The 20,376-nt window shown below is 69.7% G+C and carries 19 protein-coding genes; 3 read left to right on the top strand and 16 right to left on the bottom strand.

All coding sequences use genetic code 11. From position 1 onward, the window contains the following. The 6 genes from TSO221_RS21070 to TSO221_RS21045 form a co-directional block, all read right to left on the bottom strand. Positions 1-1,434 carry a hydrogenase 4 subunit F gene (locus TSO221_RS21070; protein ID WP_109120483.1) on the bottom strand — a complete coding sequence of 478 codons (1,434 nt, stop codon included), beginning with the start codon at positions 1,432-1,434 and terminating at the stop codon, positions 1-3. Next, complete coding sequence (locus TSO221_RS21065; protein ID WP_109120482.1) at positions 1,431-2,093, bottom strand: hydrogenase-4 component E; 663 nt, start codon at positions 2,091-2,093, stop codon at positions 1,431-1,433. Before TSO221_RS21065 ends, TSO221_RS21070 begins: the two co-directional genes overlap by 4 nt. Beyond that, complete coding sequence (locus tag TSO221_RS21060; RefSeq protein WP_109120481.1) at positions 2,093-3,049, bottom strand: NADH-quinone oxidoreductase subunit H; 957 nt, start codon at positions 3,047-3,049, stop codon at positions 2,093-2,095. The genes TSO221_RS21065 and TSO221_RS21060 overlap by 1 nt, the downstream gene beginning before the upstream one ends. After that, entirely contained in the window at positions 3,046-5,058 is a 2,013-nt protein-coding gene (hyfB, locus tag TSO221_RS21055) for a hydrogenase 4 subunit B (protein WP_247878161.1), read from the bottom strand. Before hyfB ends, TSO221_RS21060 begins: the two co-directional genes overlap by 4 nt. A gap of 510 nt (positions 5,059-5,568) precedes the next feature. Beyond that, a complete protein-coding gene (locus TSO221_RS21050) occupies positions 5,569-5,901 on the bottom strand; it encodes an antibiotic biosynthesis monooxygenase (protein ID WP_109120479.1) in 333 nt (110 codons plus the stop codon). 19 nt (positions 5,902-5,920) lie between these two features. Next, the gene (locus TSO221_RS21045) at positions 5,921-6,847 is read right to left on the bottom strand and encodes an EamA family transporter (RefSeq protein WP_109120478.1); all 927 of its coding nucleotides are present in this window, start codon (positions 6,845-6,847) and stop codon (positions 5,921-5,923) included. Positions 6,848-6,964: 117 nt separating this feature from the next. Here TSO221_RS21045 and TSO221_RS21040 point away from each other — a divergent pair, with 117 nt between their 5' ends. Both TSO221_RS21040 and TSO221_RS21035 read left to right on the top strand, forming a co-directional pair. Then, on the top strand, positions 6,965-7,672 hold the full coding sequence (locus TSO221_RS21040; protein ID WP_199229554.1) for a helix-turn-helix transcriptional regulator: 708 nt from the start codon (positions 6,965-6,967) through the stop codon (positions 7,670-7,672). 441 nt (positions 7,673-8,113) lie between these two features. Further along, a complete protein-coding gene (locus tag TSO221_RS21035; protein ID WP_109120477.1) occupies positions 8,114-10,453 on the top strand; it encodes a Tex family protein in 2,340 nt (779 codons plus the stop codon). 79 nt (positions 10,454-10,532) lie between these two features. Here TSO221_RS21035 and TSO221_RS21030 read toward each other — a convergent pair whose 3' ends face one another. From TSO221_RS21030 to TSO221_RS21005, 6 genes are all read right to left on the bottom strand, one after another. After that, the gene (locus TSO221_RS21030; protein ID WP_109120476.1) at positions 10,533-10,874 is read right to left on the bottom strand and encodes a hypothetical protein; all 342 of its coding nucleotides are present in this window, start codon (positions 10,872-10,874) and stop codon (positions 10,533-10,535) included. 22 nt (positions 10,875-10,896) lie between these two features. Continuing rightward, positions 10,897-11,205: a hypothetical protein gene (locus tag TSO221_RS21025; protein WP_247878160.1), complete on the bottom strand. Its 309-nt coding sequence runs from the start codon at positions 11,203-11,205 to the stop codon at positions 10,897-10,899. Positions 11,206-11,210: 5 nt separating this feature from the next. Beyond that, a complete protein-coding gene (locus TSO221_RS21020; protein WP_247878159.1) occupies positions 11,211-11,978 on the bottom strand; it encodes a hypothetical protein in 768 nt (255 codons plus the stop codon). Between the two features lie 21 nt (positions 11,979-11,999). Then, entirely contained in the window at positions 12,000-12,914 is a 915-nt protein-coding gene (locus tag TSO221_RS21015; protein ID WP_109120474.1) for a YqaJ viral recombinase family protein, read from the bottom strand. A 231-nt stretch (positions 12,915-13,145) separates the two neighbouring features. After that, a complete protein-coding gene (locus TSO221_RS21010) occupies positions 13,146-13,781 on the bottom strand; it encodes a hypothetical protein (protein WP_109120473.1) in 636 nt (211 codons plus the stop codon). 123 nt (positions 13,782-13,904) lie between these two features. Continuing rightward, positions 13,905-14,345 carry a MarR family transcriptional regulator gene (locus TSO221_RS21005; RefSeq protein WP_109120472.1) on the bottom strand — a complete coding sequence of 147 codons (441 nt, stop codon included), beginning with the start codon at positions 14,343-14,345 and terminating at the stop codon, positions 13,905-13,907. 228 nt (positions 14,346-14,573) lie between these two features. On the opposite strand from TSO221_RS21005, the gene TSO221_RS21000 reads away from it, so the two are divergent. Then, positions 14,574-15,767: a homoserine O-acetyltransferase gene (locus tag TSO221_RS21000; protein ID WP_109120471.1), complete on the top strand. Its 1,194-nt coding sequence runs from the start codon at positions 14,574-14,576 to the stop codon at positions 15,765-15,767. Between the two features lie 122 nt (positions 15,768-15,889). On the opposite strand, the gene TSO221_RS20995 is transcribed toward TSO221_RS21000, so the two are convergent. The 4 genes from TSO221_RS20995 to TSO221_RS20980 are packed head-to-tail and all read right to left on the bottom strand — an operon-like array spanning position 15,890 to position 20,293. Further along, positions 15,890-16,345 (bottom strand): hypothetical protein, encoded by a 456-nt coding sequence (locus TSO221_RS20995; RefSeq protein ID WP_109120470.1) that lies wholly within the window; start codon positions 16,343-16,345, stop codon positions 15,890-15,892. After that, the gene (gene pelG, locus TSO221_RS20990) at positions 16,342-17,721 is read right to left on the bottom strand and encodes an exopolysaccharide Pel transporter PelG (RefSeq protein WP_109120469.1); all 1,380 of its coding nucleotides are present in this window, start codon (positions 17,719-17,721) and stop codon (positions 16,342-16,344) included. The genes TSO221_RS20995 and pelG overlap by 4 nt, the downstream gene beginning before the upstream one ends. Beyond that, a complete protein-coding gene (gene pelF / locus TSO221_RS20985; protein ID WP_109120468.1) occupies positions 17,721-19,220 on the bottom strand; it encodes a GT4 family glycosyltransferase PelF in 1,500 nt (499 codons plus the stop codon). The genes pelG and pelF overlap by 1 nt, the downstream gene beginning before the upstream one ends. Continuing rightward, on the bottom strand, positions 19,217-20,293 hold the full coding sequence (locus TSO221_RS20980) for a hypothetical protein (protein WP_199229553.1): 1,077 nt from the start codon (positions 20,291-20,293) through the stop codon (positions 19,217-19,219). The genes pelF and TSO221_RS20980 overlap by 4 nt, the downstream gene beginning before the upstream one ends. Positions 20,294-20,376 lie beyond the last annotated feature (83 nt).

Below are 20,376 nucleotides of genomic sequence, written 5' to 3'. Positions count from 1 at the left end.
TTACCCCAACAGATGCGCGACGGTCTGGAACCACGCCACCAGCGGCCCCGGCAGCCAGACGCCGGCCACCAGCACCAGCCCGAGATGCGCGTAGAGCGGCACCAGCGAGCCGTGGATCGGCTGGGACTCGCCCTCCGCCTCGCCGAAGCACAGCTGCTGCACGCGCAGCACCAGCGCGCCGAAGGCCAGCAGCACGCCGGCGGTGAGCGGCAGCGCCAGCAGCGGCTCGCGGGCGAAGGTGGAGGTGATCAGCAGGAACTCGCTCATGAAGATGCCGAAGGGCGGCAGGCCGGCGATGGCGACCACGCCGACCAGCAGGCCCCAGCCCAGCGCCGGGTGGCTGATGGTCAGGCCGCGGATCTTGTCGATGGCCTGCGTGCCCTTGGCCTGGGTGACGTGGCCGACGGCGTAGAAGATCGCCGACTTGGTCAGGCTGTGCATGGCCATGTGCAGCAGGCCGGCGAAGTTGGCCAGCGGCCCGCCCATGCCGAAGGCGAAGGTGATGATGCCCATGTGCTCGATCGAGCTGTAGGCGAAGAAGCGCTTGATGTCGCGCCGCCGGTACAGCATGAAGCCGGCCAGCGTCAGCGACGCCAGCCCCATGGTCACCATCAGCGGCCCCGGGCTGAGCGCCGCCCCGTTGGCCGCCAGCAGCATCTTGAAGCGCAGCACCGCGTACAGCGCGACGTTCAGCAGCAGCCCCGACAGCACGGCGGAGATCGGCGTCGGCCCCTCGGCGTGCGCGTCGGGCAGCCACGCGTGCAGCGGCGCCAGCCCCACCTTGGTGCCGTAGCCGACCAGCAGGAAGACGAAGGCGAGGTTGAGGATCGCCGGGTCCACCTTGGCGACGAACCGCATCAGCTCGGTCCAGGTCATCGCCGCCATGCCCGGCCCCATCACCGGCTGCGCCGCGAGGTACATCAGGATGGTGCCGAACAGTGCCAGCGCGATGCCGACGCCGCACAGGATGAAGTACTTCCAGGCCGCCTCGATGCTCTCGGCGGTGCGGTACAGGCTGACCATCAGCACGGTGGTCAGCGTCGCCCCCTCCACCGCCACCCACATGACGCCCAGGTTGTTGGCGCTGAGCGCCAGCAGCATGGTGAACATGAACGCCTGATACATGGCGTGGTAGAAGCGCAGGTTGAGCGGCTTCAGCTTGCCCACCGCGATCTCGTGGCCGATGTAGGTGGCCGAGAAGATCGAGGTGGTGAAGCCGACGAAGCAGGTCAGCACCACGAGATAGATGTTGAAGGCGTCCACCACGAACAGCGCATCCGCGCCCGGTTCCCGCGCGAACAGCAGCAGCGACAGCAGCAGCGTCAGCCCCGACGCCGCCACGTTGAGCCACGCCCCCAGCCGGTAGCCGGGCACCAGCGCCAGGACCCCGCCGGCCAGCAGCGGCAATGCCACGATGCCGTAGATCGGGCTCAATGGCTTTCCCCCCGGAAGGACTCGATCTTCTGCATGTCCAGCGTGTCGAAGCGCTCGCGGATGTGGAACAGGAAGATGCCGAAGACGATGAAGGCCACCATCACCGAAAAGGCGATGGACATCTCGACGATGAGCGGCATGCCGGCGACGCCGACGGCGGCGAGGATCAGCCCGTTCTCGATGGACATGAAGCCGACCACCTGACTGACCGCGTTGCGCCGCGTGATCATCATCAGCAGCCCCAGCAGCACGACGGACAGCGACAGCGCCAGATCCTCGCGGGTCAGCGCCGAGGCGCTCTCGGTGACCGGCATCACCAGCAGGATCGACAGCGTCACCAGCGACACGCCGGCCAGCATGGTCAGGCCGACCGACAGCGCCGGCTCGATGGTGCGGTGGATGTTCAGCTTGACGACGATCCGGTGCAGCGCCACCGGCATGACGATGGCCTTCAGGCCCAGCGTCAGCAGCGCCGTGACGTAGAGGTGCGGCGCGTGCTGGATGTAGCCCTGCCACGCGGCGGCGGCGGACAGCGCCAGCGCCTGCGCGGTGAAGACGTGCAGCAGCGCGAACAGCCGGCGCTGGTAGAGCAGCGCGAAGCTCATCAGCAGCACGACGGCCCCCAGCAGGTGCGCGGCATCGTACCCAAGATCGTGCATCACACCCCCCGCGACACGTAGAGGAAGATCGCGCCGAGCAGGCTGAGCAGCAGCGCGCCGCCGAGGAACTCGCCGACGCGGAAGACGCGCATCTTGGCGATGGAGGTCTCGAACACCGCCAGCAGCACGCCGGCCACGCCCAGCTTCAGCACGAAGGTCGCCAGCCCGCGGATCACCGCCGCGCTGTCGGCGCCCGGCCCGGCCATGCCCCACGGCGCGAAGACGCAGCCGATCAGCGCGGCGTAGAGCAGCAGCTTCAGCATGCTGGCGCCCTCGATCAGCGCCAGGTGGCGGCCGGAGTACTCCAGCACCATGGCCTCGTGCACCATGGTCAGCTCCAGGTGCGTGGCCGGGTTGTCCACCGGGATGCGGGCGTTCTCGGCGATGGCGACCATGACCAGCGAGATCAGCGCCAGCGCCAGCGAGATGCGTAAGCCCACCGCGCCCGACATCATGAAGTCGGCGATCTCCGCCAGCGAGGTGCTGCGCACCAGGATCGCCACCGAGAACACCACCATCAGCATGGCCGGCTCGGCCAGCGCCGCGATCATCATCTCGCGCGACGAGCCGATGCCGCCGAAACTTGTGCCCACATCCATGCCGGCCAGCGCCAGGAAGAACCGCGCCGAGCCCAAGAGCGCGATCAGCGCGATCAGGTCCGCCGTCGGCGCCAGCGCCAACTGCGTCGAGAAGGTCGGGATCAGCCCCGCCGCCAGCCAGATCGCCGTGAACATGATGTACGGCGTGGTGCGGAACAGCCAGGAGGCGTTGTGCGCCAGCACCGCCTCCTTCTTCAGCAGGCGCAGGATGTCGCGGTAGGGCTGCAGGATCGACGGCCCGCGCCGCGCCAGCAGCCGCGCCTTCACCCAGCGCACGAACCCGGTCAGCCCCGGCGCCAGCGCCAGCACCACGAGCATCTGCACGATCTGCAGGAACACGGAGGTCAGGAGGGTCATCGCTGCGTCACCGCCACCATGACCAGCAGCACCACCAGCGCGAAGAACATCAGCATCAGGTAGCGGCGGATCGTCAGGAATTGCAGACGGTTCACCAGGTCGGCCAGGCGCGCCACCAGCCGGACCAGCGGCGTGAAGATCGCGTGCCACGCCGGGTCGGTCCAGGTGACGTGGAAGCGCGCGGGCCGCGTGTCGCCCGGCTGCGGCATGTCGACGTGGTCGCGGGCGCGGAACACCGTGGATCCGAAGGCACGGCGGATCGGCTGGCCGAAGCTGGACGCCGTGTACTGCGTCACCGCCAGCGGGTCGAGCCCGTCGTAGCCGCAGCCCCAGGGGATGGAGCGGCGCACCTTGGCCGAGGCCCAGCGGTGGATCGCCACCACCAGCACCATCGACAGCACGCCGATCACCAGCGCCATGACCAGCCCGTTGTACGAGTTGCCGATGGCCGAGGTCGGCGCCAGCCAGAACCAGGGCTGGTAGGCGCGGTCGTCGAACGGCCCGGCGTCCACCATCAGCCGCGTCGCCGGCTCGAACAGGCGCAGCAGCGGCGTCGGCAGCACGCCGAGCAGCACGCACAGCACCGCCGGCACCGCCATGCCCAGCCGCATGGCCGCATTCACCTCGCGCGCCTCCTCGGCTTCCCTGCCCCTGGGGCGGCCGAGGAAGGCGGTGCCGTACATCCGCACGAAGCACGCCGCCGCCAGCGCCGCCGCCAGCGCCAGCGCCGCGCCGATCACCGCGATGAGGATCTTCAGCGACCATTGCGGCAGCGCCGGCCCGTTGAGGATGGCCTGGAACAGCAGCCACTCGCCGACGAAGCCGTTGAGCGGCGGCAGCGCCGAAATCGCCGCGGCGCCGACCAGCACGAACACCGCCGTCACCGGCATGCGGTGGATCAGCCCGCCCATGCGCCCGAGGTCGCGGCTGTGCACCGCGCTCAGCACGGCGCCGGAGCCGTAGAACAGCAGGCTCTTGAACAGCGAGTGGTTGATGACGTGCAGCAGCGCCGCCGACATCGCCAGCGCCGCGATCACCGGCACGTGCGCCGCCTTGAACACCAGCGCCATGCCCAGCGCCGCGACGATCACCCCGATGTTCTCCACCGTGGAGTAGGCGAGCAGGCGCTTCAGGTCGTCCTGCAGCATGGCGTACAGCACGCCCATGATGGCGGTGACGGCGCCCAGCACCAGCATCACGCCGCCCCACCACCACAGCGGCTCGCCGATCAGGTCGAACAGCACGCGGGTGATGGCGTAGACCGCCACCTTGGTCATCACGCCGGACATCAGCGCCGAGACGTGGCTGGGCGCCGCCGGGTGCGCCAGCGGCAGCCAGACGTGCAGCGGCACCAGCCCGGCCTTCGACCCCGCCCCGACCAGCACCAGCAGCACGCCCAGCGTCGCCGCCCATCCCTCCGGCGCGTGGCTGCGGATGGCGTCGAAGCGGTAGTCGCCGTGCGCCCCGGCCAGCAGCCCGAAGGCCAGCAGCAGGCAGGCGGTGCCGAAGCTGGCCATGATCAGGTAGATGCGGGCAGCGCGCGGCGTGTCGGGGTCGCGGTGGGTGGACAGCACCAGCAGCCAGGAGGCCAGCGACATGAACTCCCACGCCACCAGGAAGCCGAAGGCGTCGTCGGCGATCAGCACCGCGTTCATCCCGGCGATGAACAGCGGGTAGAGCGGCAGCACCGGCCCGCTCCGGGCGTCGTGGTGCGCCCGCTCGTAGCCCCAGCCGAACAGGCTGGCGGTGGCGCCGGTCAGGTTGACGACCAGCAGGAACACCGCCGACAGCGCGTCGGCGCGCACGTGCGCCGTCATCCACGGCAGCCCGAGCGGCAGCGCCAGCGCCTCGGTCCCGGCGCCGCCGGCCAGCGACAGCACCGACCACAGCGCCAGCAGCGTGCACAGCGCCCCGGTGCCGCCATAGACGATCCCGCGTGCGAACGGAATACGGGACGCCGCCACCCCCACCGCCGCCAGCAGCAGGAGACCGACAATTGCCGAGACCACGAAAGCCAAAGCCGCGGACCTATGAAAGGAGTACGCACTTAGTAAGGATCTTTCCCCCCACTCGTTGCAAGGGGAAAAACTGTGGCTCGGCAATTTGCCGCGGTGTTGCTGCCGGGAGAAAGGCGGAGCGGCTGTTCCTGCCCCTTGGCCTGCCCTGTTCACGGCGCATCCAGCGTTCGTTCACAGTTGGAGCACTTTTTTAGCCGTCATCCCCGCGAAGGCGGGGATCCATAAGCCCCATGACGTGCAGTTGTGGAACGTATGGATCCTCGCCTTCGCGGGGATGACGGTCCGGAGGGAGCGCGGAACCCTTGAAAACGCGCGCAAAAAAGAAAGGCTCCCGGACTTGCGTCGGGAGCCTGAGGTTTGGTTCGGGAGGAAACGCAACCAAGTTGCTGAAGACCGTTCTACGCGGGTTTGGTTAAGGCAAGGTAAAGATATTAACCAAAATTCTTAACCCTGTTTCTGTCACAGCCGGCGACTCCGAACCGTGCCGTCAGCGCCCATGGATCAGCGCAGATCGGCCGGCGCCTCCGCCCGTTCCGTCATGCCGTAGTCGCGCAGCACCGCGGCGACCCGCAGGCGGTAGTCGCGGAACAGTTCGCCCCGCCCGCGCGCCTGCGCCACGCGGTGCTCGGCCTTGCTCCGCCACGCCGTCACGGCGTCCTCGTCGCGCCAGAAGGACAGCGACAGCACCTTGGCCGGATCGGTCAGGCTCTGGAACCGCTCCACCGAGACGAAGCCGTCGATGCGTTCCAGCTCCGGCCGCAGCCGGGCGGCGATGTCCAGGTACTCGGCGCGGCCGTCCTCGGCCGGCCAGACTTCGAAGATCACGGCGATCATGGGACCTCCCTCCCCAGTGTCAGGCCGGGCGCGCCGCCCGGCGGGTGAACGCGCCGGCGGGCAGCGTCATGGCGGCGACGCCGGCCACCACGCACAGCAGGCCCGCCCACGCCGTCGGCGGCAAGCCCTCGCCGAGGACGGCGCCCCCGATGGCGACGCCGATCGGCACGCGCAGGTACGCCTGCGCCGTGGCGCCGACCGAGCCCAGCGTGCGGAACAGCCGGAAATAGATGACGAACGCCAGCGCCGTGGAGAACACCGCCAGCCCGCCCAGCGCCAGCAGGGAGTCCGCCGACGGCGCCAGCGTCCACGGCCGGTCCACCGCGAGGCTGACCGGAATCAGCACGACGGTGCCGCAGAGCAGCGATCCGGCGGCCGGCACCATGGAGTCCAGGTGCTTGAATCGCGTGCCGAAGATCGCCGCCCCGGCGTAGGCCACGGTGGCGGCGACGATGGCGAGTTGCGCCAGCAGATCGACGCCCAGCCCGTCCAGCGCCCGCACCCCGACGATCAGCCCGGTCCCCGCCAGCCCGGCGGCGACGCCCAGCAGCTTGCGCCCGCTCACCGCCTCGTGCCGGGTCAGGCCCCAGGTCAGCAGGAAGGTGAACACCGGCGTCGTCGCGTTGAGGATGACGGCGAGGCTCGCCTCGACCCGCAGTTCCGCCCAGGCGATCAGCGTGAACGGCAGCACGCTGTTCAGCCCCGCCTGGATGAGGAACTGCCCCCAGGTGGCGCGGTCGCGCGGCAGCCGCACGCCGCGCAGCCGCAGCACCGCCAGCAGCACCAGCCCGGCGACCAGCGTCCGCCCGGCGATGAAGGTCACCGGCGGGATGGTCGTCACCCCGACCCGGATGAAGGTGTAGGAGGCGCCCCATAGCACCGCCAGCACTCCCAGCAGCGCCAGTTCTCTGGTCAGACCGCCGCTTCCCGTACCCCGCTCCGCCATCGCCCTGCCCTTTGTCGTGTCGCCGGGAAACCTGCCACGGCATTCCGCTCCTGTCGCGGCGGAACGCTTCGGCCGCGGCCGAAGCGTCGCGGCGTGACCGGACCGGCGCCCGCGGCTATGCTGGCCGTCATGAACACCATGGTCTCGGGCACCACGCTGGCCGAGGTCGCCGCGGCGATCGGCGACACCGCGCGGGCGAACATCCTGGCGGCGCTGATGGACGGCCGGGCGCTCACCGCCGGCGAGCTGGCGTGGCATGCCGGCGTGAGCGCACCAACCACCAGCGGCCATCTCGCCCGGCTGCGCCAAGCCGGCCTCGTCGCCGAGGAGCGGCAGGGCCGCCACCGCTACCACCGCCTCGCCGGGCCGGAGGTGGCGCACGCGCTGGAGGCGCTGATGGCGGTCGCGGCCTCCGGCCCGCCGCGCCACCGTCCGACGGGGCCGCGCGACGAGGCGTTGCGCGCGGCGCGCACCTGCTACGACCACCTCGCCGGCCGGCTCGGCGTCGGGCTGGCGGACGCGTTGCAGGCGCGCGGCCATGTGGTCATCGCCGACGGCGCCGGCAGCCTCACCGAAGCGGGAGGACGCTTCCTCTCCGGCGCCCTCGGAATCGATCTGGCCGCCGCGCGCAGCGGGCGCCCATTGTGCCGCACCTGCCTGGACTGGAGCGAGCGCCGGCCGCATCTGGCCGGCCGGCTGGGCGCCGCGCTGTGCGCGCGCTGCTTCGAGTTGGGCTGGATCGAGCCGGTGCGCGACAGCCGGGCCGTCGCCGTCACGGAAGCCGGAAGGCGCGGCTTCGCCGAGGCGTTCGGGTTGGCGTTTTGAAGACGATTCGCAGGTTGGGCTGAGCGCAGAAAAGCCCGACTTACCCTCATCCCCGCGAAGGCGGGGATCCATACGTTCCACCACCAACCGCTTTGAGAATTATGGATCCCCGCCTTCGCGGGGATGACGGCAATGTATTGAATCAATTTATGATTTTTGCATCACGGCAAGCGGACATGTCGCTGAATAGGAAATGTGTCGTCCTCCAAGCGATTGCCCTGAACCGCCTTCTTGCCAAACGCCGCGGCTTGTTCTAGGATTGTATACCTAGAAACACCCCGCGCCGGGTGGCGTACTGAACACGCGGCGCACAGTGTTTCACGGTGTTCCACAGCGTTCCATTCGGCGCCCGCCCCGGGCTCTGCCATCTCGCCAGTGGCGCGGCGGGGGCGGACGGGGGTATAGGAGCCTCCCTCGGTTCCACCACGGTCACGACCCGCCATGCTCCCGATCAGCCAGCGCATCGCCGATGAACTCCAGGTCCGCGAAGCCCAGGTCGCCGCCGCCGTCGCGCTGTTGGACGAAGGCTCCACCGTCCCCTTCATCGCGCGCTACCGCAAGGAGGCCACCGGCGGCCTCGACGACACACAGCTCCGCAACTTGGAAGAACGCCTCGGCTATCTGCGCGAGCTGGAGGACCGGCGCAAGACGATCCTCGCCTCCATCGCCGAGCAGGGCAAGCTGATGCCCGAGTTGGAGCGGCAGATCAAACAGGCGGACACCAAGACCCGCCTGGAGGACCTCTACCTCCCCTACAAGACCAAGCGCCGCACCAAGGCGCAGATCGCCCGCGAGGCCGGCCTGGAGCCGCTCGCCGACCTCCTGCTCGGCGATCCGTCCAAGGCCCCGGAGGCCGAGGCCGCCGCCTTCATCGACACGGACAAGGGCGTCGCCGACGCCAAGGCCGCGCTGGACGGCGCCCGCCACATCCTGGTCGAACGCTTCGGCGAGGACGCCGAACTGGTCGGCAGGCTGCGCACCACGATGGCCGAGAAGGGCAAGGTCTCGTCCAAGGTCATCGAGGAGAAGCGGGCCGAGGGCGCCAAGTTCTCCGACTATTTCGACTTCGACGAGCCCTGGGCCAAGGTGCCGTCGCACCGCGCGCTGGCGCTGTTCCGCGGCCGGGCGCAGGGCGTGCTCGACCTGAGCCTCGACCTGGAGGTGCCGGAGGGCGAGAAGCACCCGGCCGAGCGCACGATCTCCGCCCACACCGGCATCCACGACCAGGGCCGTCCCGCGGACAAGTGGCTGTCCGACGTGGTGCGCTGGACCTGGAAGCTCAAGATCGGCCCGCACATCGAGACCGACCTGATGGGGTCCTTGCGCGAGAAGGCCGAGGACGAGGCGATCCGCGTCTTCGCCCGCAACCTGCACGACCTGCTGCTGGCCGCCCCGGCCGGCATGCGCGCCACCATCGGCCTCGACCCCGGCATCCGCACCGGCGTGAAGGTCGCCGTGGTGGACGCCACCGGCAAGCTGGTGGAGACCACCACCATCTACCCGCACCAGCCGAGGAACGACTGGGACGGCTCCATCGCCGCCATCGCCGCGCTGGCGGTGCGCCACAAGGCGGAACTGGTCGCCATCGGCAACGGCACCGCGTCCCGCGAGACCGACAAGCTGGTCGCCGACCTGTTCAAGCGGCACCCGGAGCTGAAGCTCTCCAAGATCATGGTGTCGGAGGCCGGCGCCTCGGTCTACTCCGCCTCCGAGACGGCGGCGCTGGAGTTCCCGCAGCTGGACGTCAGCTTGCGCGGCGCGGTGTCCATCGCCCGCCGCCTGCAGGACCCGCTGGCCGAGCTGGTGAAGATCGAGCCGAAGTCCATCGGCGTCGGCCAGTACCAGCACGACGTGGCGCCGCAGAAGCTGGCGAAGTCGCTGGACGCGGTGGTCGAGGACTGCGTGAACGCGGTGGGCGTCGATCTCAACACCGCGTCGATCCCGCTGCTGACCCGCGTCTCCGGCCTCAACGAGACCATCGCCCGCAACATCGTCGAGTATCGCGACGCCAACGGCGCCTTCCGCTCGCGCAAGCAGTTGCTGGAGGTGCCGCGGCTCGGGCCGAAGACCTTCGAGCAGGCGGCCGGCTTCCTGCGCATCCAGGGCGGCGAGACGCCGCTCGACGCCTCCTCGGTGCACCCCGAGGCCTACCCGGTGGTGCAGCGCATCCTGAAGACGAGCGGCCGCGAGTTGGGCTCGGTGATCGGCGACGCGCGCTTCCTGCGCTCGCTCAGCCCGGAGGCGTTCACCGACGAGCGCTTCGGCGTGCCGACGGTGGAGGATATCCTCAAGGAGCTTGAGAAGCCCGGCCGCGACCCCCGCCCCGAGTTCAAGACCGCCGAGTTCAAGGAGGGCGTCAACGAGCTGAAGGACCTTCAGCCCGGCATGGTGCTGGAGGGGGTGGTGACCAACGTCACGGCCTTCGGCGCCTTCGTCGACGTCGGCGTGCACCAGGACGGTCTGGTGCACATCTCGCAGCTCGCCAACACGTTCGTGAAGGACCCGCACGCGGTGGTGAAGGCCGGCGACATCGTGAAGGTGAAGGTCCAGGAGGTGGACATCCCGCGCAAGCGCATCGGCCTGACGATGCGCCTCGGCGAGCCGGCGGCCCGGCCGGCGCCGCAGCAGGGGCCGCGGGAGGAGCGGCGCGGACCGCCGCCGGCGAAACCGCAGGGTGGCCGTCCGGCCCCGAAGCCGCAGCCGGCGAAGAAGCCGGAGCCGGCGGCGGACGGCACCCTGGCCGACGCCTTCGCCCGCGCGCTGGCCGCAAGGAAGGGCTGAGGCTGCCGGTCAGAAAAAAGCCCCTCCCCGCGGGAGCAGGGAAGGGGCCAGGATGGAGAGTCTACAGTGGAGCGTCAGCTCATTCCGCCGCCACCAGGAAGCGGTGCCCCCCGGGCTCGTGGTCCCCGTCCACGGCGGGTGGAACGAGGCCCAGCGTGCGGCCGACCTCGTTGAAGGTCGGCTGGCGCCGGTAGCCGGCGGCGTAGCGCTCCAGCGCCGCCAGGCATTCCGCGACCGTCCCGGACCCCACCGCCTTGCAGTCCTCGAAGGCGTAGGGGTCGGGGCGGAACCAGTGCGTCAGGTACGCCTCCTCGGCCCCGCCGGGGGGGCCGGTCAGCGACAGGGTGAGGGCGAAGCGGCCCTCGTTCCCGATGCGGGCGTGCGCCGCGCGCAGTCGGGCCCGGACCTCCTCGATGGTCATGGCTTTCGTGGTCCTTCTCATGTCAGGCGGCCCTTTCCGCCGGCTGGAGTTCCTCCACATGACGCGCCCACTCGGCGTCGCGGGCCAGCAGGTCCACCATCCGGCGCACCGCGCCGGCCGTGTCGGCCGGGGTGTCGGGGCGCAGGTGGTAGGACAGCTGCATCGCCATGCCCTCGGCCTCGGCCTCCACCCAGCGGACGAACTGGCGGTGCCGCTGGGCGCGGTCCCAGTACCAGCGCGGCATCTGGGCGTGGCGTCGTTCCATGTCGCCCTCCCAGGCGGCCATGCGGAACAGGCCGCTGGGGGAGCGTTCGGCGTTGGCGGTTGCCATGGGCGTTACTCCGCGGCTTCGCGGGACTCCTCGCGCTTGATGATCTCGGTCTTCTTCTGGGCGAACAGGCCGGTGATGCGGTGCTGCGCCGCCTTGTCCACCGCGCCGATCTCGCGCAGCCGGGTGCCGACGCCGGCGCGCCAGACCTCCTCCAGGTCGTCGAGGTCGAGGCAGGCGTTCAGGCGCGTCTTCACCTCCGCCTCGAAGGCGGCGATCGCCTCCGGCTGCAGGTCCGGGTTGGCCTTGGCGGCGAAGAAGGCTTCCGACTCCTCGCGGTACTTGGAGTCGTCGAACTGCCCCATGTAGACGTCGGCGGCGAGACCGATCTGCAGCAGGCACTTCCCCACCGCATCGGTCATCGACATCTTGAAGCACTCGTCGTCCGGCGCCTCGATGCCGTTGCGCCGGCGCACCATCTCCGTGCCGCCCCACTGCGGGCCGGTCCAGCACGTCTCGCCGGAGGTCGGGTCGATGTACCAGACGCGGGCGCAGATGAAGATCATGCGCTCGGCGATGGTCCAGTCCATCTGCTCGTAGCCCCAGCCCTTGCCGACCGGGCCGAACACCTCGGTCATCATCTGGAAGCGCCAGGTCGGGTCGATCTGCGTGCCGCGGAAGCCGCCGGCCCGGGTGAACGGCTTGGTGGCCTTCGGGTCGGTCCGCTTCAGCCGGTTCCACAGGTCGAGGTTGTCGAGGCGCACCACTTTGCCGGCGGGCGTCTCAACCTTGGTCTCGGCCTTCCCGGTCTCGGCCACGGTGTCGGTCTTGCTCATACGTCCCATCGCGGGGATCCCCTATACAAGCTGTTCGTCTTTCCCCTCACCCCAGCCCCCGTCCAGCACGGCGGACAGGCTGAGGTCAGGGGACAGAGCCGGTTCCCAGATCTCCACGCGCTCCAGCGCCCGCCGGGGCGGCTCGCCGTAGCGCAGGCTCAAGCGGCCCTCGCGGTCGCGCGCGAGGTACAGGCCGGCGACGAACGCCACCTTGGCGTCGGCCGGCATCAGCGCCTTCAGGGCGGCTTCCGCCTCGCGGCACTCCAGCGCCGCCGGGCGGCGCTCCACCAGCGTGGCGGCGAGCGCGGCGAAGCGGTTGTGCCGCTCCATGCTCACCACCCGCAGCGTCTCGTAGCGCGGCGCGTCGGCGGGCAGCGGATCGCTCGGCTCCACGCCGTTCGCCACGTGCCACCAGAAGGCCTGGAGATTGGCGAGCAGCCGGTCGCACTCCACCTCCGAGCGCCGCACCCGCATCAGCGAGTGCCCGGTCGGCCGCAGGATCGACAGCAGCCCGCGCTGCATCCCGGTCGCCAGGAACTGGTGCTGGAGTTGCCAGTGGTAGCGCTGCGCCAGCTCCGCGTCCGACTGGAAGCCGCCGGAGAACTTCGCCTCCACCAACGTGTCCGGCGCGCCGACCGGTTCGCCGTCCCAGCTCAGGAAGTCCGGGTGGGCGACCAGCCACGCGTGCTCGGGATGGACGGCGGTGTCCTCGGCGGCGATGCAGGGAATGCCGGTGGCGTGCTCGACGAAACGTGGGTGCAGGTGCTCGGTGGCGATGCCGATCTGCACGGCGGCCACCAGATCGAGGTTGGCCGGCTCGGCACGCCCGGTCTTCTCGCGCCACAGCGCGAGCCAGTCGCCGGCCATCACGCGGCCGGCGTCGGACGACCCGATCCGCCCGGCCCGCAAGGCCTTCTGCTGCTCCGTAATCGCCATGCCACGCCGCCCGATGCGAGTTCGCAGTCACTCCGGCGTTAACCATGGCGCCGGACCCTAAATATGGCTGCTTTTTCGCATCGTTCAAGAACAAAAAGAGAACCTGTAGCGTGGCCGTAAGGTCCGAAGGATCGAAGATTCGAGTGGGAAAATGGAATGGCGAAGCTTGAGCTTCCCTTGTCCTTTGACATCCTCCAGATCGTCACGCCCAGGCATGACGGTTAGGGAGCGTCACTCTTTCAGAGCCCGCACCACATGCACCGCCACGCCCGCCACGTGGGCGTCATCAATGGGCGTCGGCGAACAGTCGGGGTCGGTGGACACCGGCAGCAGGTGCGGCGGAAAGAAACGGTAGCCGCACACGGTGTGGTCCGACACGGTGACCACCACATCGCCGGGCTTCGGCGGCAGCAGGTCGGGCGGCTCCAGCACCACCCGGTCGTTGGGCAGCACCCCCGCCGCGTTCAGGCTGCGCGAGCCGATCTTCAGCGCGAAGGCACGGCGCGAGGCCGGGCGGTCCACCGCCACGCAGGGGTTGCCGTCGCGCAGCGCCGCGGCGAGGTATGCCTCCCCCGCCCGCCGGCCCAGCGCCATCAGCGCGCGCACCTGGTCGAGGTCGAGCAGCGGCACCCGGCACACCGCCGGATGGGCGCCGTCGTCGAGGAAGCGCGGCTCCGACCCGGCGACGCGGGCCAGCCGGCCGATGGTGTCGGCGCTGGGCAGGCTGGCGTTCACCGGATCGCGCAGAAAGCGGGTGAGGTTGGTCGGCGTCACCCCGGCCGCCCGCGCCCAGGCGCCGGCGCTCCAGCCGTGCGCCTCCATGACGCCGGTCATCCAGCGCAGCAGCGCCCGCCGCGTGTCGTCCATGCCCGCACCCTGACCCTTCGAGACCTGCCAGAAAGGTGCATGGGCTCTGCGCATGCGCAAGGGTTTCCTCTGGGGCGACCCCAAAAGCCACCCTCGAACGTGCAAAGTCGCAGGGGGGGGGTATCAGACGCCGACGTCGCGCTCCAGATTGGCGATCAGCAGCCCCAGCAGACGCATCGCCTCGCCCTTCTCCCCATCGTCGAGGCCTTGGGCGGCGGCGTCGCTGGCGTCGCGGGCCAGCGCCGTCACCGACTCCTCCAGCGCGCGGGCCCGGTCGGTCAGGAAGATCAGCACGCGGCGGCGGTCCTCCGGATCCGGTTCGCGGCGGATCAGGTCGTCGCGTTCCATGCGGTTCAGCGTGTTCGCCATGGTCGGCTGCTCGACCTGGACGATGCGGCAGAGTTCCGCCTGGCTGATCCCCTCGCGTTCCCACAGGGCCAACAGCGCCGGCATCTGGCCGGGGAACAGCCCGTGCTGGCCCAGCCGCCGCTCCAGCGCCCGCGTGAACAGACGGCCGAGATAGTTGACCTGATACCCAAAGGAGTCGGTGCGACGCAAGGACATGACGGCTTCCGGACGAGACGGTTTTCCCCCCAGATAAGAAGGGGCTTTGGTCTTACCACTCTTCGGCGCGGCACGAAAGTGGAAGCAACACGCTGCGTGTCACAGCCGCCGCCCCTGCCCTTCGCCCGGCTGGACAAGCGGGATTGCCCGCGTAGACTTTCCCAAAAACGATAAACAGGATCCGACGCTCCAAGACACGTCGATCATCCGGATACGGGAGAAAACTGCATGCGCAGAATGGTTTGGGCGTTGGGAAGCCTGGCGGTGGCCGCCGGGCTGGTCTTCGGTGCGCCCGCCTTCGCCTACGATGGCATCGTCGAGAAGAAGGTCTTCGAGATGCCGAGCTACACGACGCTCGGCAGCGAGACCATCAAGAACGTGCGAATCGGTTGGGAGAGCTACGGCACCCTCAACACCGCCAAGGACAACGCCATCCTCGTCACCCATTACTTCAGCGGCACCTCGCACGCCGCCGGCAAGTACAAGGCCGAGGACAAGGCGCCCGGCTACTGGGACGCCATCATCGGCCCCGGCAAGCCGCTGGACACCGACAAATACTTCATCATCAGCTCCGACACGCTGGTCAACCTGGGCGCCAAGGACCCGAACGTGGTCACCACCGGCCCGGCCAGCATCAACCCCGACACCGGCAAGCCCTGGGGCATGACCTTCCCCGTCGTCACCATCCGCGACTTCGTGGAGGTGCAGAAGGCGCTGGTCGAGAGCCTGGGCATCAAGACCCTGCACGCGGTGATGGGCGCCTCCATGGGCTCGCTCCAGGCGTTCGAGTGGGGGGCGGCGCATCCGGAGATGGTCAAGCGCGTCGTCCCGGTGATCGGCGGCGCGGAGGCCAACGCCTTCCTGATCGCCTGGCTGAACGTCTGGGCGGCGCCGATCAGGCTCGACCCGAACTGGAACAACGGCGACTACTACGGCAAGGCGGAGCCGGTGAAGGGCCTCGCCGAGGCGCTGAAGGTGGTGACGCTGCAGGCCAACTACTGGCAGTGGTTCGACGGCAAGTTCGGCCGCAGGTTCGCCGAGGAGGGCAAGGACCCGCGCGCGGCGATGGCCAACCAGTTCGAGGTGGAGGCCTTCCTCGACAAGGCCGCGACCGCCCGCGCCGCGACCAGCGACGCCAACCACTTCCTCTATCTGGTGAAGGCCAACCAGACCTTCGTCACCGGGCACGGCGGCTCGCTGGAGGAGGGCTTGGCGAAGCTGAAGATGCCGGTGCTGCTGATCCCCTCGGCCAACGACATCGTGTTCTTCCCGGACGAGAACCTGCGGTCGCTGAAGGACAGGCTCGGCAAGACCACCAAGGTCGAGTACAGCGAGGCGATCACCGGTCCGATGGGCCACCTGGACGGGCTGTTCAACATCGCCAAGGCCGGGGATACGATCGCGAAGTTCCTGGCGCAGTAACCCACCTCTCTGGCCGTCATGCCCGGGCTTGACCCGGGCATCCACGCGGAGGTGCTCAAGTTTGCACGTGGATGGCCGGGTCAAGCCCGGCCATGACGGCCAGAGGAAAGGCAATAGCGTCCTCAATCCCCCGGCAGCGGCCCCACATAGTGCGGCATCAGCTTGGCCTGATCGCCGACCCACACGCTGCACATCCCCTCCGGCTCCTCGAAGAAGTACACCTTCCCCGGCTTGCGCTTGTTCTGCGGGTCCACGAGGTTGGCACCGCCGGAGAACGCCACGCCGAAGGTGCGCTTGGGCGTGCGCGCCCAGTAGAAGCCGTTCGTCTCCTGGACGAACGCGCCGCGTCGGCACAGCTCCGACAGCTTGGCGTCCAGCTTCGCCAGTTCCGGCACGTCCTTCGGCAGGCGGTAGACGACCTGCGCGCGCTTGATCCGCGTGCGCGGCGGCGGGGGCTGCGGGGTCACGTACAGGTTCAGGATGCCGCGCTGGTGGGCTGGATCGGTGCGCTCCGGCTGCTGCTCGGCCAGGGCGGGCGTGGCAAGGAGCAGCAGTCCGGCGCACAGCCTCCGCATCATCGTACCGACGGGTTGTTGGCGACGAAGGCGATGAACGGCAACCGGCGCAGCGCGTCCGCCGCCAGCAGGTAGGCCAGCGCGAAGGCCAGCAGCGACGCCAGGAAGTAGCCGTAGCCGTACCACGCGAAGCCCAGTTCGCTGAACAGCGTGGTCAGCCCGGCGTTGGCGACCAGATAGAAGACCTGGACGAACAGGTTCCGCAGCCGCAGGTCGAAGTAGGCCAGGATGATGCTGGTGAACATGAACAGCACCTGGAAGAACGCCCCCAGCGTGCCGAAGCGGAACATGCCGATCTGCGTGTAGCTCAGCCCCAGCGCGCTGACGAGGGTCGGCGCCAGGAAGATGGTGATGGCGCACACCGCGCCCTGCAGGATGACGAGGTTGCGCGCACTCTCCAGCAGCGCGCGGATGATCGCCTTGTGGTTCCGCGCGATCTGGGCGTAGGTCGCGTGCTGCTGGATGTCGCGGTAGAAGGCCTGGTAGCGCTCGAAGAAGCGGGTCTCGACGTTGACGGTGAACATCGTCAGCGCCGGCACGATGGTCAGGCAGGCGATGAACATGGCGCTGTCGTAGGCGGTGTAGATAACCATGGAGCCGGTCACCACCTCGCGCTCCGGCGCGCTCCACATGATCCACTTGTCCACCCAGACCGCCAGGTTGCCGACCAGCCCGATCAGCGCCAGGTCCCAGTAGCGCCGGAAGTAGGACAGGAAGGCGAAGATGCGCGCCACCTTGTACGGGTACTCGGCGAACACGCGGGCGATCAGCGCGAACTGGATGCCGGCCAGCCCGATGTTGCCGCCCCACACCATGCCGGTCCCGCCGAAGGCCACGCCCAGGCCGATGGTCGCCAGGAAGCTCAGCAGCATGCCCGCGCCGAACGCCGTGGTGACCATCACGTAGTCCTTCAGCGCCGACAGGAAGATCGACACCACCCAGATGCCGCAGACCAGGAAGAAGTTGACCAGCGCGGCGTGCATCATCGCCGGCGGCAGGTCGCTGAGGAACAGGTAGAACGGCCCCGCCGTCAGCGCCGCCAGCCCGTACGCCACGCCCAGGTTGGCCAGCAGCATGCCGGGCGCGGTGTCCACCTGCTTCAGGTAGATGGCGTCGGCGAGGTAGCGCGTGGCGATCAGCACCAGCGGCCCGGTCAGCACCACCGAGAAGCAGAAGTTGTAGATGATGACGACGCGGAACAGCATCAGCTCGGCTTCCGGCGCCACGTCGCGGCCGACGAGGTTGATGCCGGCGATGGCCAGGATAGTGAACATCCACGGCCCCGAGGAGATGAAGGCGGAATGCGCGTAGCCCTGCAGCACGCCCAGCAGGTCGTCGCGGCGCGCCAGCTTGCGCAGCGTGAAGCCGATGCCGGCCATCAGGCGGCCTCCACCTTGGTGTCTGGCAGGACAATGTGCTCGTCGTAGAGGGCGCGGTAGATGCGGTCGATCTCCACCTTGTCGTAATGGAGCCGCACCCGCTCCTTGATCGCCGCGGCGCAGCGCTCGCGCCAGATCGGGTCGAGCAGCAGCGCGCGCAGCTCGCGCGCCGTCTCCAGCGGCGACGCCAGCGCGGTGATGGCGCCGCCCGCCCCCAGCGGCGGCTCCTCGTCCGGCCGGCCGAGGAGGAGTTCGGAGCAGGAGCCGACGTCGGTCGCCACGGTCGGCACGCCGGACGCCCCGGCCTCCAGGATCACCAGCGGCTGCGCCTCGGACACCGAGGTCAGCGCGATGGCGTCGACCTTGCCGAGCCAGTCGGTCAGTTTCACGCGGCCGGCGAAGATCACCGTGTCCTCCAGGCCCAGGTGGGCGACGATGGTGCGGCACTCCTCGACGTACTGCGGGTCTTCCTCCAGGGGCCCAAGGATCATCGCCTTCAGGTCGGGGATGTCCTCGCGCAGGATGCCGGCGGCGCGGATGTAGGTCTTCACGTCCTTGATCGGCACCACGCGGCCGATCAGCGCGATGGTCGGCGACCGGGGAGCCGTGTCGCGCACGACCTTGCTGTAGCCGGCGTAGTCGATGCCGTTCGGGATGATCGTCAGCTTCGCCGGGTCGGCGCCCTGGCGGCGCTGGAACTCCTGGTTGCCGCCGTACAGCGTGAGGATGCGGTCGCAGGCGTCGTAGCAGGCCTTCGAATAGCTGGCGAAGGTGTCGAGCCAGAGGTCGCGCAGGTCGCGCTTCTTCTTGTCCACCGACAGGCTGACGTCGGCGCCCTCGAACAGCCATTCGGCCATCAGGATCTCGATACGGCGCTCGTTGGTGTAGATGCCGTGCTCGGTCAGCAGCACCGGGCGCCCGGTCTCCAGCTTGGCCCGCGCGGCGAACAGCCCGGCGTAGCCGGTGGAGATGGCGTGGTACACCCGCGCCTTCGGCATCGGCGCCAGCATGGTGGCGAACAGCCCGCCCATCAGCGCCCGCAGGCCCCAGAAATACTCCAGGAACGAGGCGTCCGGCAGCGTCCCCTCGTACAGCCGCACCACCATGCGGAACGCGTCCTCGGAGTTCAGCAGCACCCGCCGGCCGGTCCGCCCGCGCTTGGGCGCCAGCAGCTTGGCCACCGCGGCCACCTCGGCCAGCCCGCCGCCCTGCTGGAGGCGGCGCAGCGGCTCCTCCAGCCGGCGGAACAGCTCGCCCTGGCCGGGCACCCACGGCCAGCCGGGGTCCGGGTCCTGCAGGTAGACGTGGGTCATCCCGGTGACGTTGGCCGGCAGTTCGTAGGCGAGCTTGCGGGTGCTGCGGTCGGCGACCAGCGCCACCACGTGGAAGGTCAGGTCCGGGTGCGCCTTGATGAGGTCGTGCGTCCAGGTGGACACGCCGCCCGCCACGTACGGGTACGATCCCTCCATCAGCAGGCAGACGTCTGCGGTGTCCGTCATGCGGCCTCCGCGAGCCCGTTCCAGAGCCCGATCACGCCCCGCAGCGTGTCCGGCAGCTCCGCGTCCGGCCCGAGGATCTCCGGCCGCCGCGCGCACAGCGCGCGCAGGTCGGCGAAGCGGCCCAGGCGGAACAGGCTTTCCGCGTACCACACCAGCAGCCGGCGGTCCGAGGCGCTGGCGACCAGCGACTCCAGCGTGTCGGCGGCCTCTTCCACGAGGTCGAGGCGCAGCAGCAGCCGGCCGAAGTCGTGGCGGATCTCGTCGTCGTCCGGCGCCATGGCGACGCAGGCGCGGTAGCCGTCCAGCGCCTTCTGCCGCACCTCGGCCTCGCGGTTGGCGTCGAGCAGGCCGCAGAACGCGTAGTCGTCCAGATGCCGGGCCAGCGCGACGCGCGTCGTCACGTCCTGCGGGTTGCTGGCCACCGCCTTGTCGAGGCTCTGCCAGCGCTCGTTGAACTCGTGCTCCACGCGCGCGGTGGCGGTGGCCGCCTGGACGCGGACCGAGGGGTCGGCGTCGGACAGCCCCAGCTTCAGCGCCGGCGTGAAGGCCGGGCGGAAGTGCCGCGCCACCAGCGCGATCACCGCCTGCTTCTGCTGCGGCGTGCCGACCGCCATCACGTCGGTGAAGGACTCCGCGGCGGCGAGGTGCGCCTGCTCGCGGCCCGAGACGATCAGCTCGTACAGCTCCTGCGCCGGCTCGATCTGGCTCTCCGGGAACAGCGACAGGTACCAGTCCTGGAAGCCCATGGCGTAGCGGCTGAAGACCGCGAACAGCAGCGCGCAGCCCAGCGTCGCCGCCGGCCCCATCGGCCCGAGGAACAGCGTGGTCACCGCCAGCAGCCCGGGCAGCCGCACATCCAGCCCGCGCCGGCGCCGCCACGGCAGCCACAACGCCAGCAGCACCGTCAGCCCGAGATGCCCGGCGATGCCGCCGTATGCTGCCCCCGGCACCGGCCAGACTCCCAGCGTCAGCAGCGTGACGCCGGCCTCGGCGCCCTGCGCGAGGAGCGCCACGGCGACGAACTCCGCGCTGCCGAGGCGCGGGGCCTCGTTGGGGAGAAGGGCGTCGGTCATGCTTCCCTCCCCCAGCCCCGCTGGGGGAGGGTCAGGGTGGGGGCAGCGGCCTGCGCGGGAGGCCGTAGCCCCCACCCTGACCC

The organism is Azospirillum sp. TSO22-1, assembly GCF_003116015.1.
GTDB lineage: Bacteria > Pseudomonadota > Alphaproteobacteria > Azospirillales > Azospirillaceae > Azospirillum.
Note: the sequence above shows the minus strand (reverse complement) of the source record. Positions and strands in the feature narration are given on the sequence as shown.

What these genes read in the sequence shown, in the direction of transcription:
- TSO221_RS21015 (WP_109120474.1), bottom strand. Translation starts at nt 12,914, where the DNA reads ATGGCGATTACGGAGCAGCAGAAGGCCTTGCGGGCCGGGCGGATCGGG.
- TSO221_RS21000 (WP_109120471.1), top strand. Translation starts at nt 14,574, where the DNA reads ATGCGCAGAATGGTTTGGGCGTTGGGAAGCCTGGCGGTGGCCGCCGGG.
- TSO221_RS21065 (WP_109120482.1), bottom strand. Translation starts at nt 2,093, where the DNA reads ATGCACGATCTTGGGTACGATGCCGCGCACCTGCTGGGGGCCGTCGTG.
- TSO221_RS21020 (WP_247878159.1), bottom strand. Translation starts at nt 11,978, where the DNA reads ATGAGCAAGACCGACACCGTGGCCGAGACCGGGAAGGCCGAGACCAAG.
- TSO221_RS21035 (WP_109120477.1), top strand. Translation starts at nt 8,114, where the DNA reads ATGCTCCCGATCAGCCAGCGCATCGCCGATGAACTCCAGGTCCGCGAA.
- TSO221_RS21045 (WP_109120478.1), bottom strand. Translation starts at nt 6,847, where the DNA reads ATGGCGGAGCGGGGTACGGGAAGCGGCGGTCTGACCAGAGAACTGGCG.
- TSO221_RS21040 (WP_199229554.1), top strand. Translation starts at nt 6,965, where the DNA reads ATGCTGGCCGTCATGAACACCATGGTCTCGGGCACCACGCTGGCCGAG.
- TSO221_RS20995 (WP_109120470.1), bottom strand. Translation starts at nt 16,345, where the DNA reads ATGATGCGGAGGCTGTGCGCCGGACTGCTGCTCCTTGCCACGCCCGCC.
- TSO221_RS20980 (WP_199229553.1), bottom strand. Translation starts at nt 20,293, where the DNA reads ATGACCGACGCCCTTCTCCCCAACGAGGCCCCGCGCCTCGGCAGCGCG.
- TSO221_RS21050 (WP_109120479.1), bottom strand. Translation starts at nt 5,901, where the DNA reads ATGATCGCCGTGATCTTCGAAGTCTGGCCGGCCGAGGACGGCCGCGCC.
- pelG (WP_109120469.1), bottom strand. Translation starts at nt 17,721, where the DNA reads ATGGCCGGCATCGGCTTCACGCTGCGCAAGCTGGCGCGCCGCGACGAC.
- TSO221_RS21010 (WP_109120473.1), bottom strand. Translation starts at nt 13,781, where the DNA reads ATGGACGACACGCGGCGGGCGCTGCTGCGCTGGATGACCGGCGTCATG.
- TSO221_RS21005 (WP_109120472.1), bottom strand. Translation starts at nt 14,345, where the DNA reads ATGTCCTTGCGTCGCACCGACTCCTTTGGGTATCAGGTCAACTATCTC.
- TSO221_RS21030 (WP_109120476.1), bottom strand. Translation starts at nt 10,874, where the DNA reads ATGACCATCGAGGAGGTCCGGGCCCGACTGCGCGCGGCGCACGCCCGC.
- TSO221_RS21025 (WP_247878160.1), bottom strand. Translation starts at nt 11,205, where the DNA reads ATGGCAACCGCCAACGCCGAACGCTCCCCCAGCGGCCTGTTCCGCATG.
- pelF (WP_109120468.1), bottom strand. Translation starts at nt 19,220, where the DNA reads ATGACGGACACCGCAGACGTCTGCCTGCTGATGGAGGGATCGTACCCG.
- TSO221_RS21060 (WP_109120481.1), bottom strand. Translation starts at nt 3,049, where the DNA reads ATGACCCTCCTGACCTCCGTGTTCCTGCAGATCGTGCAGATGCTCGTG.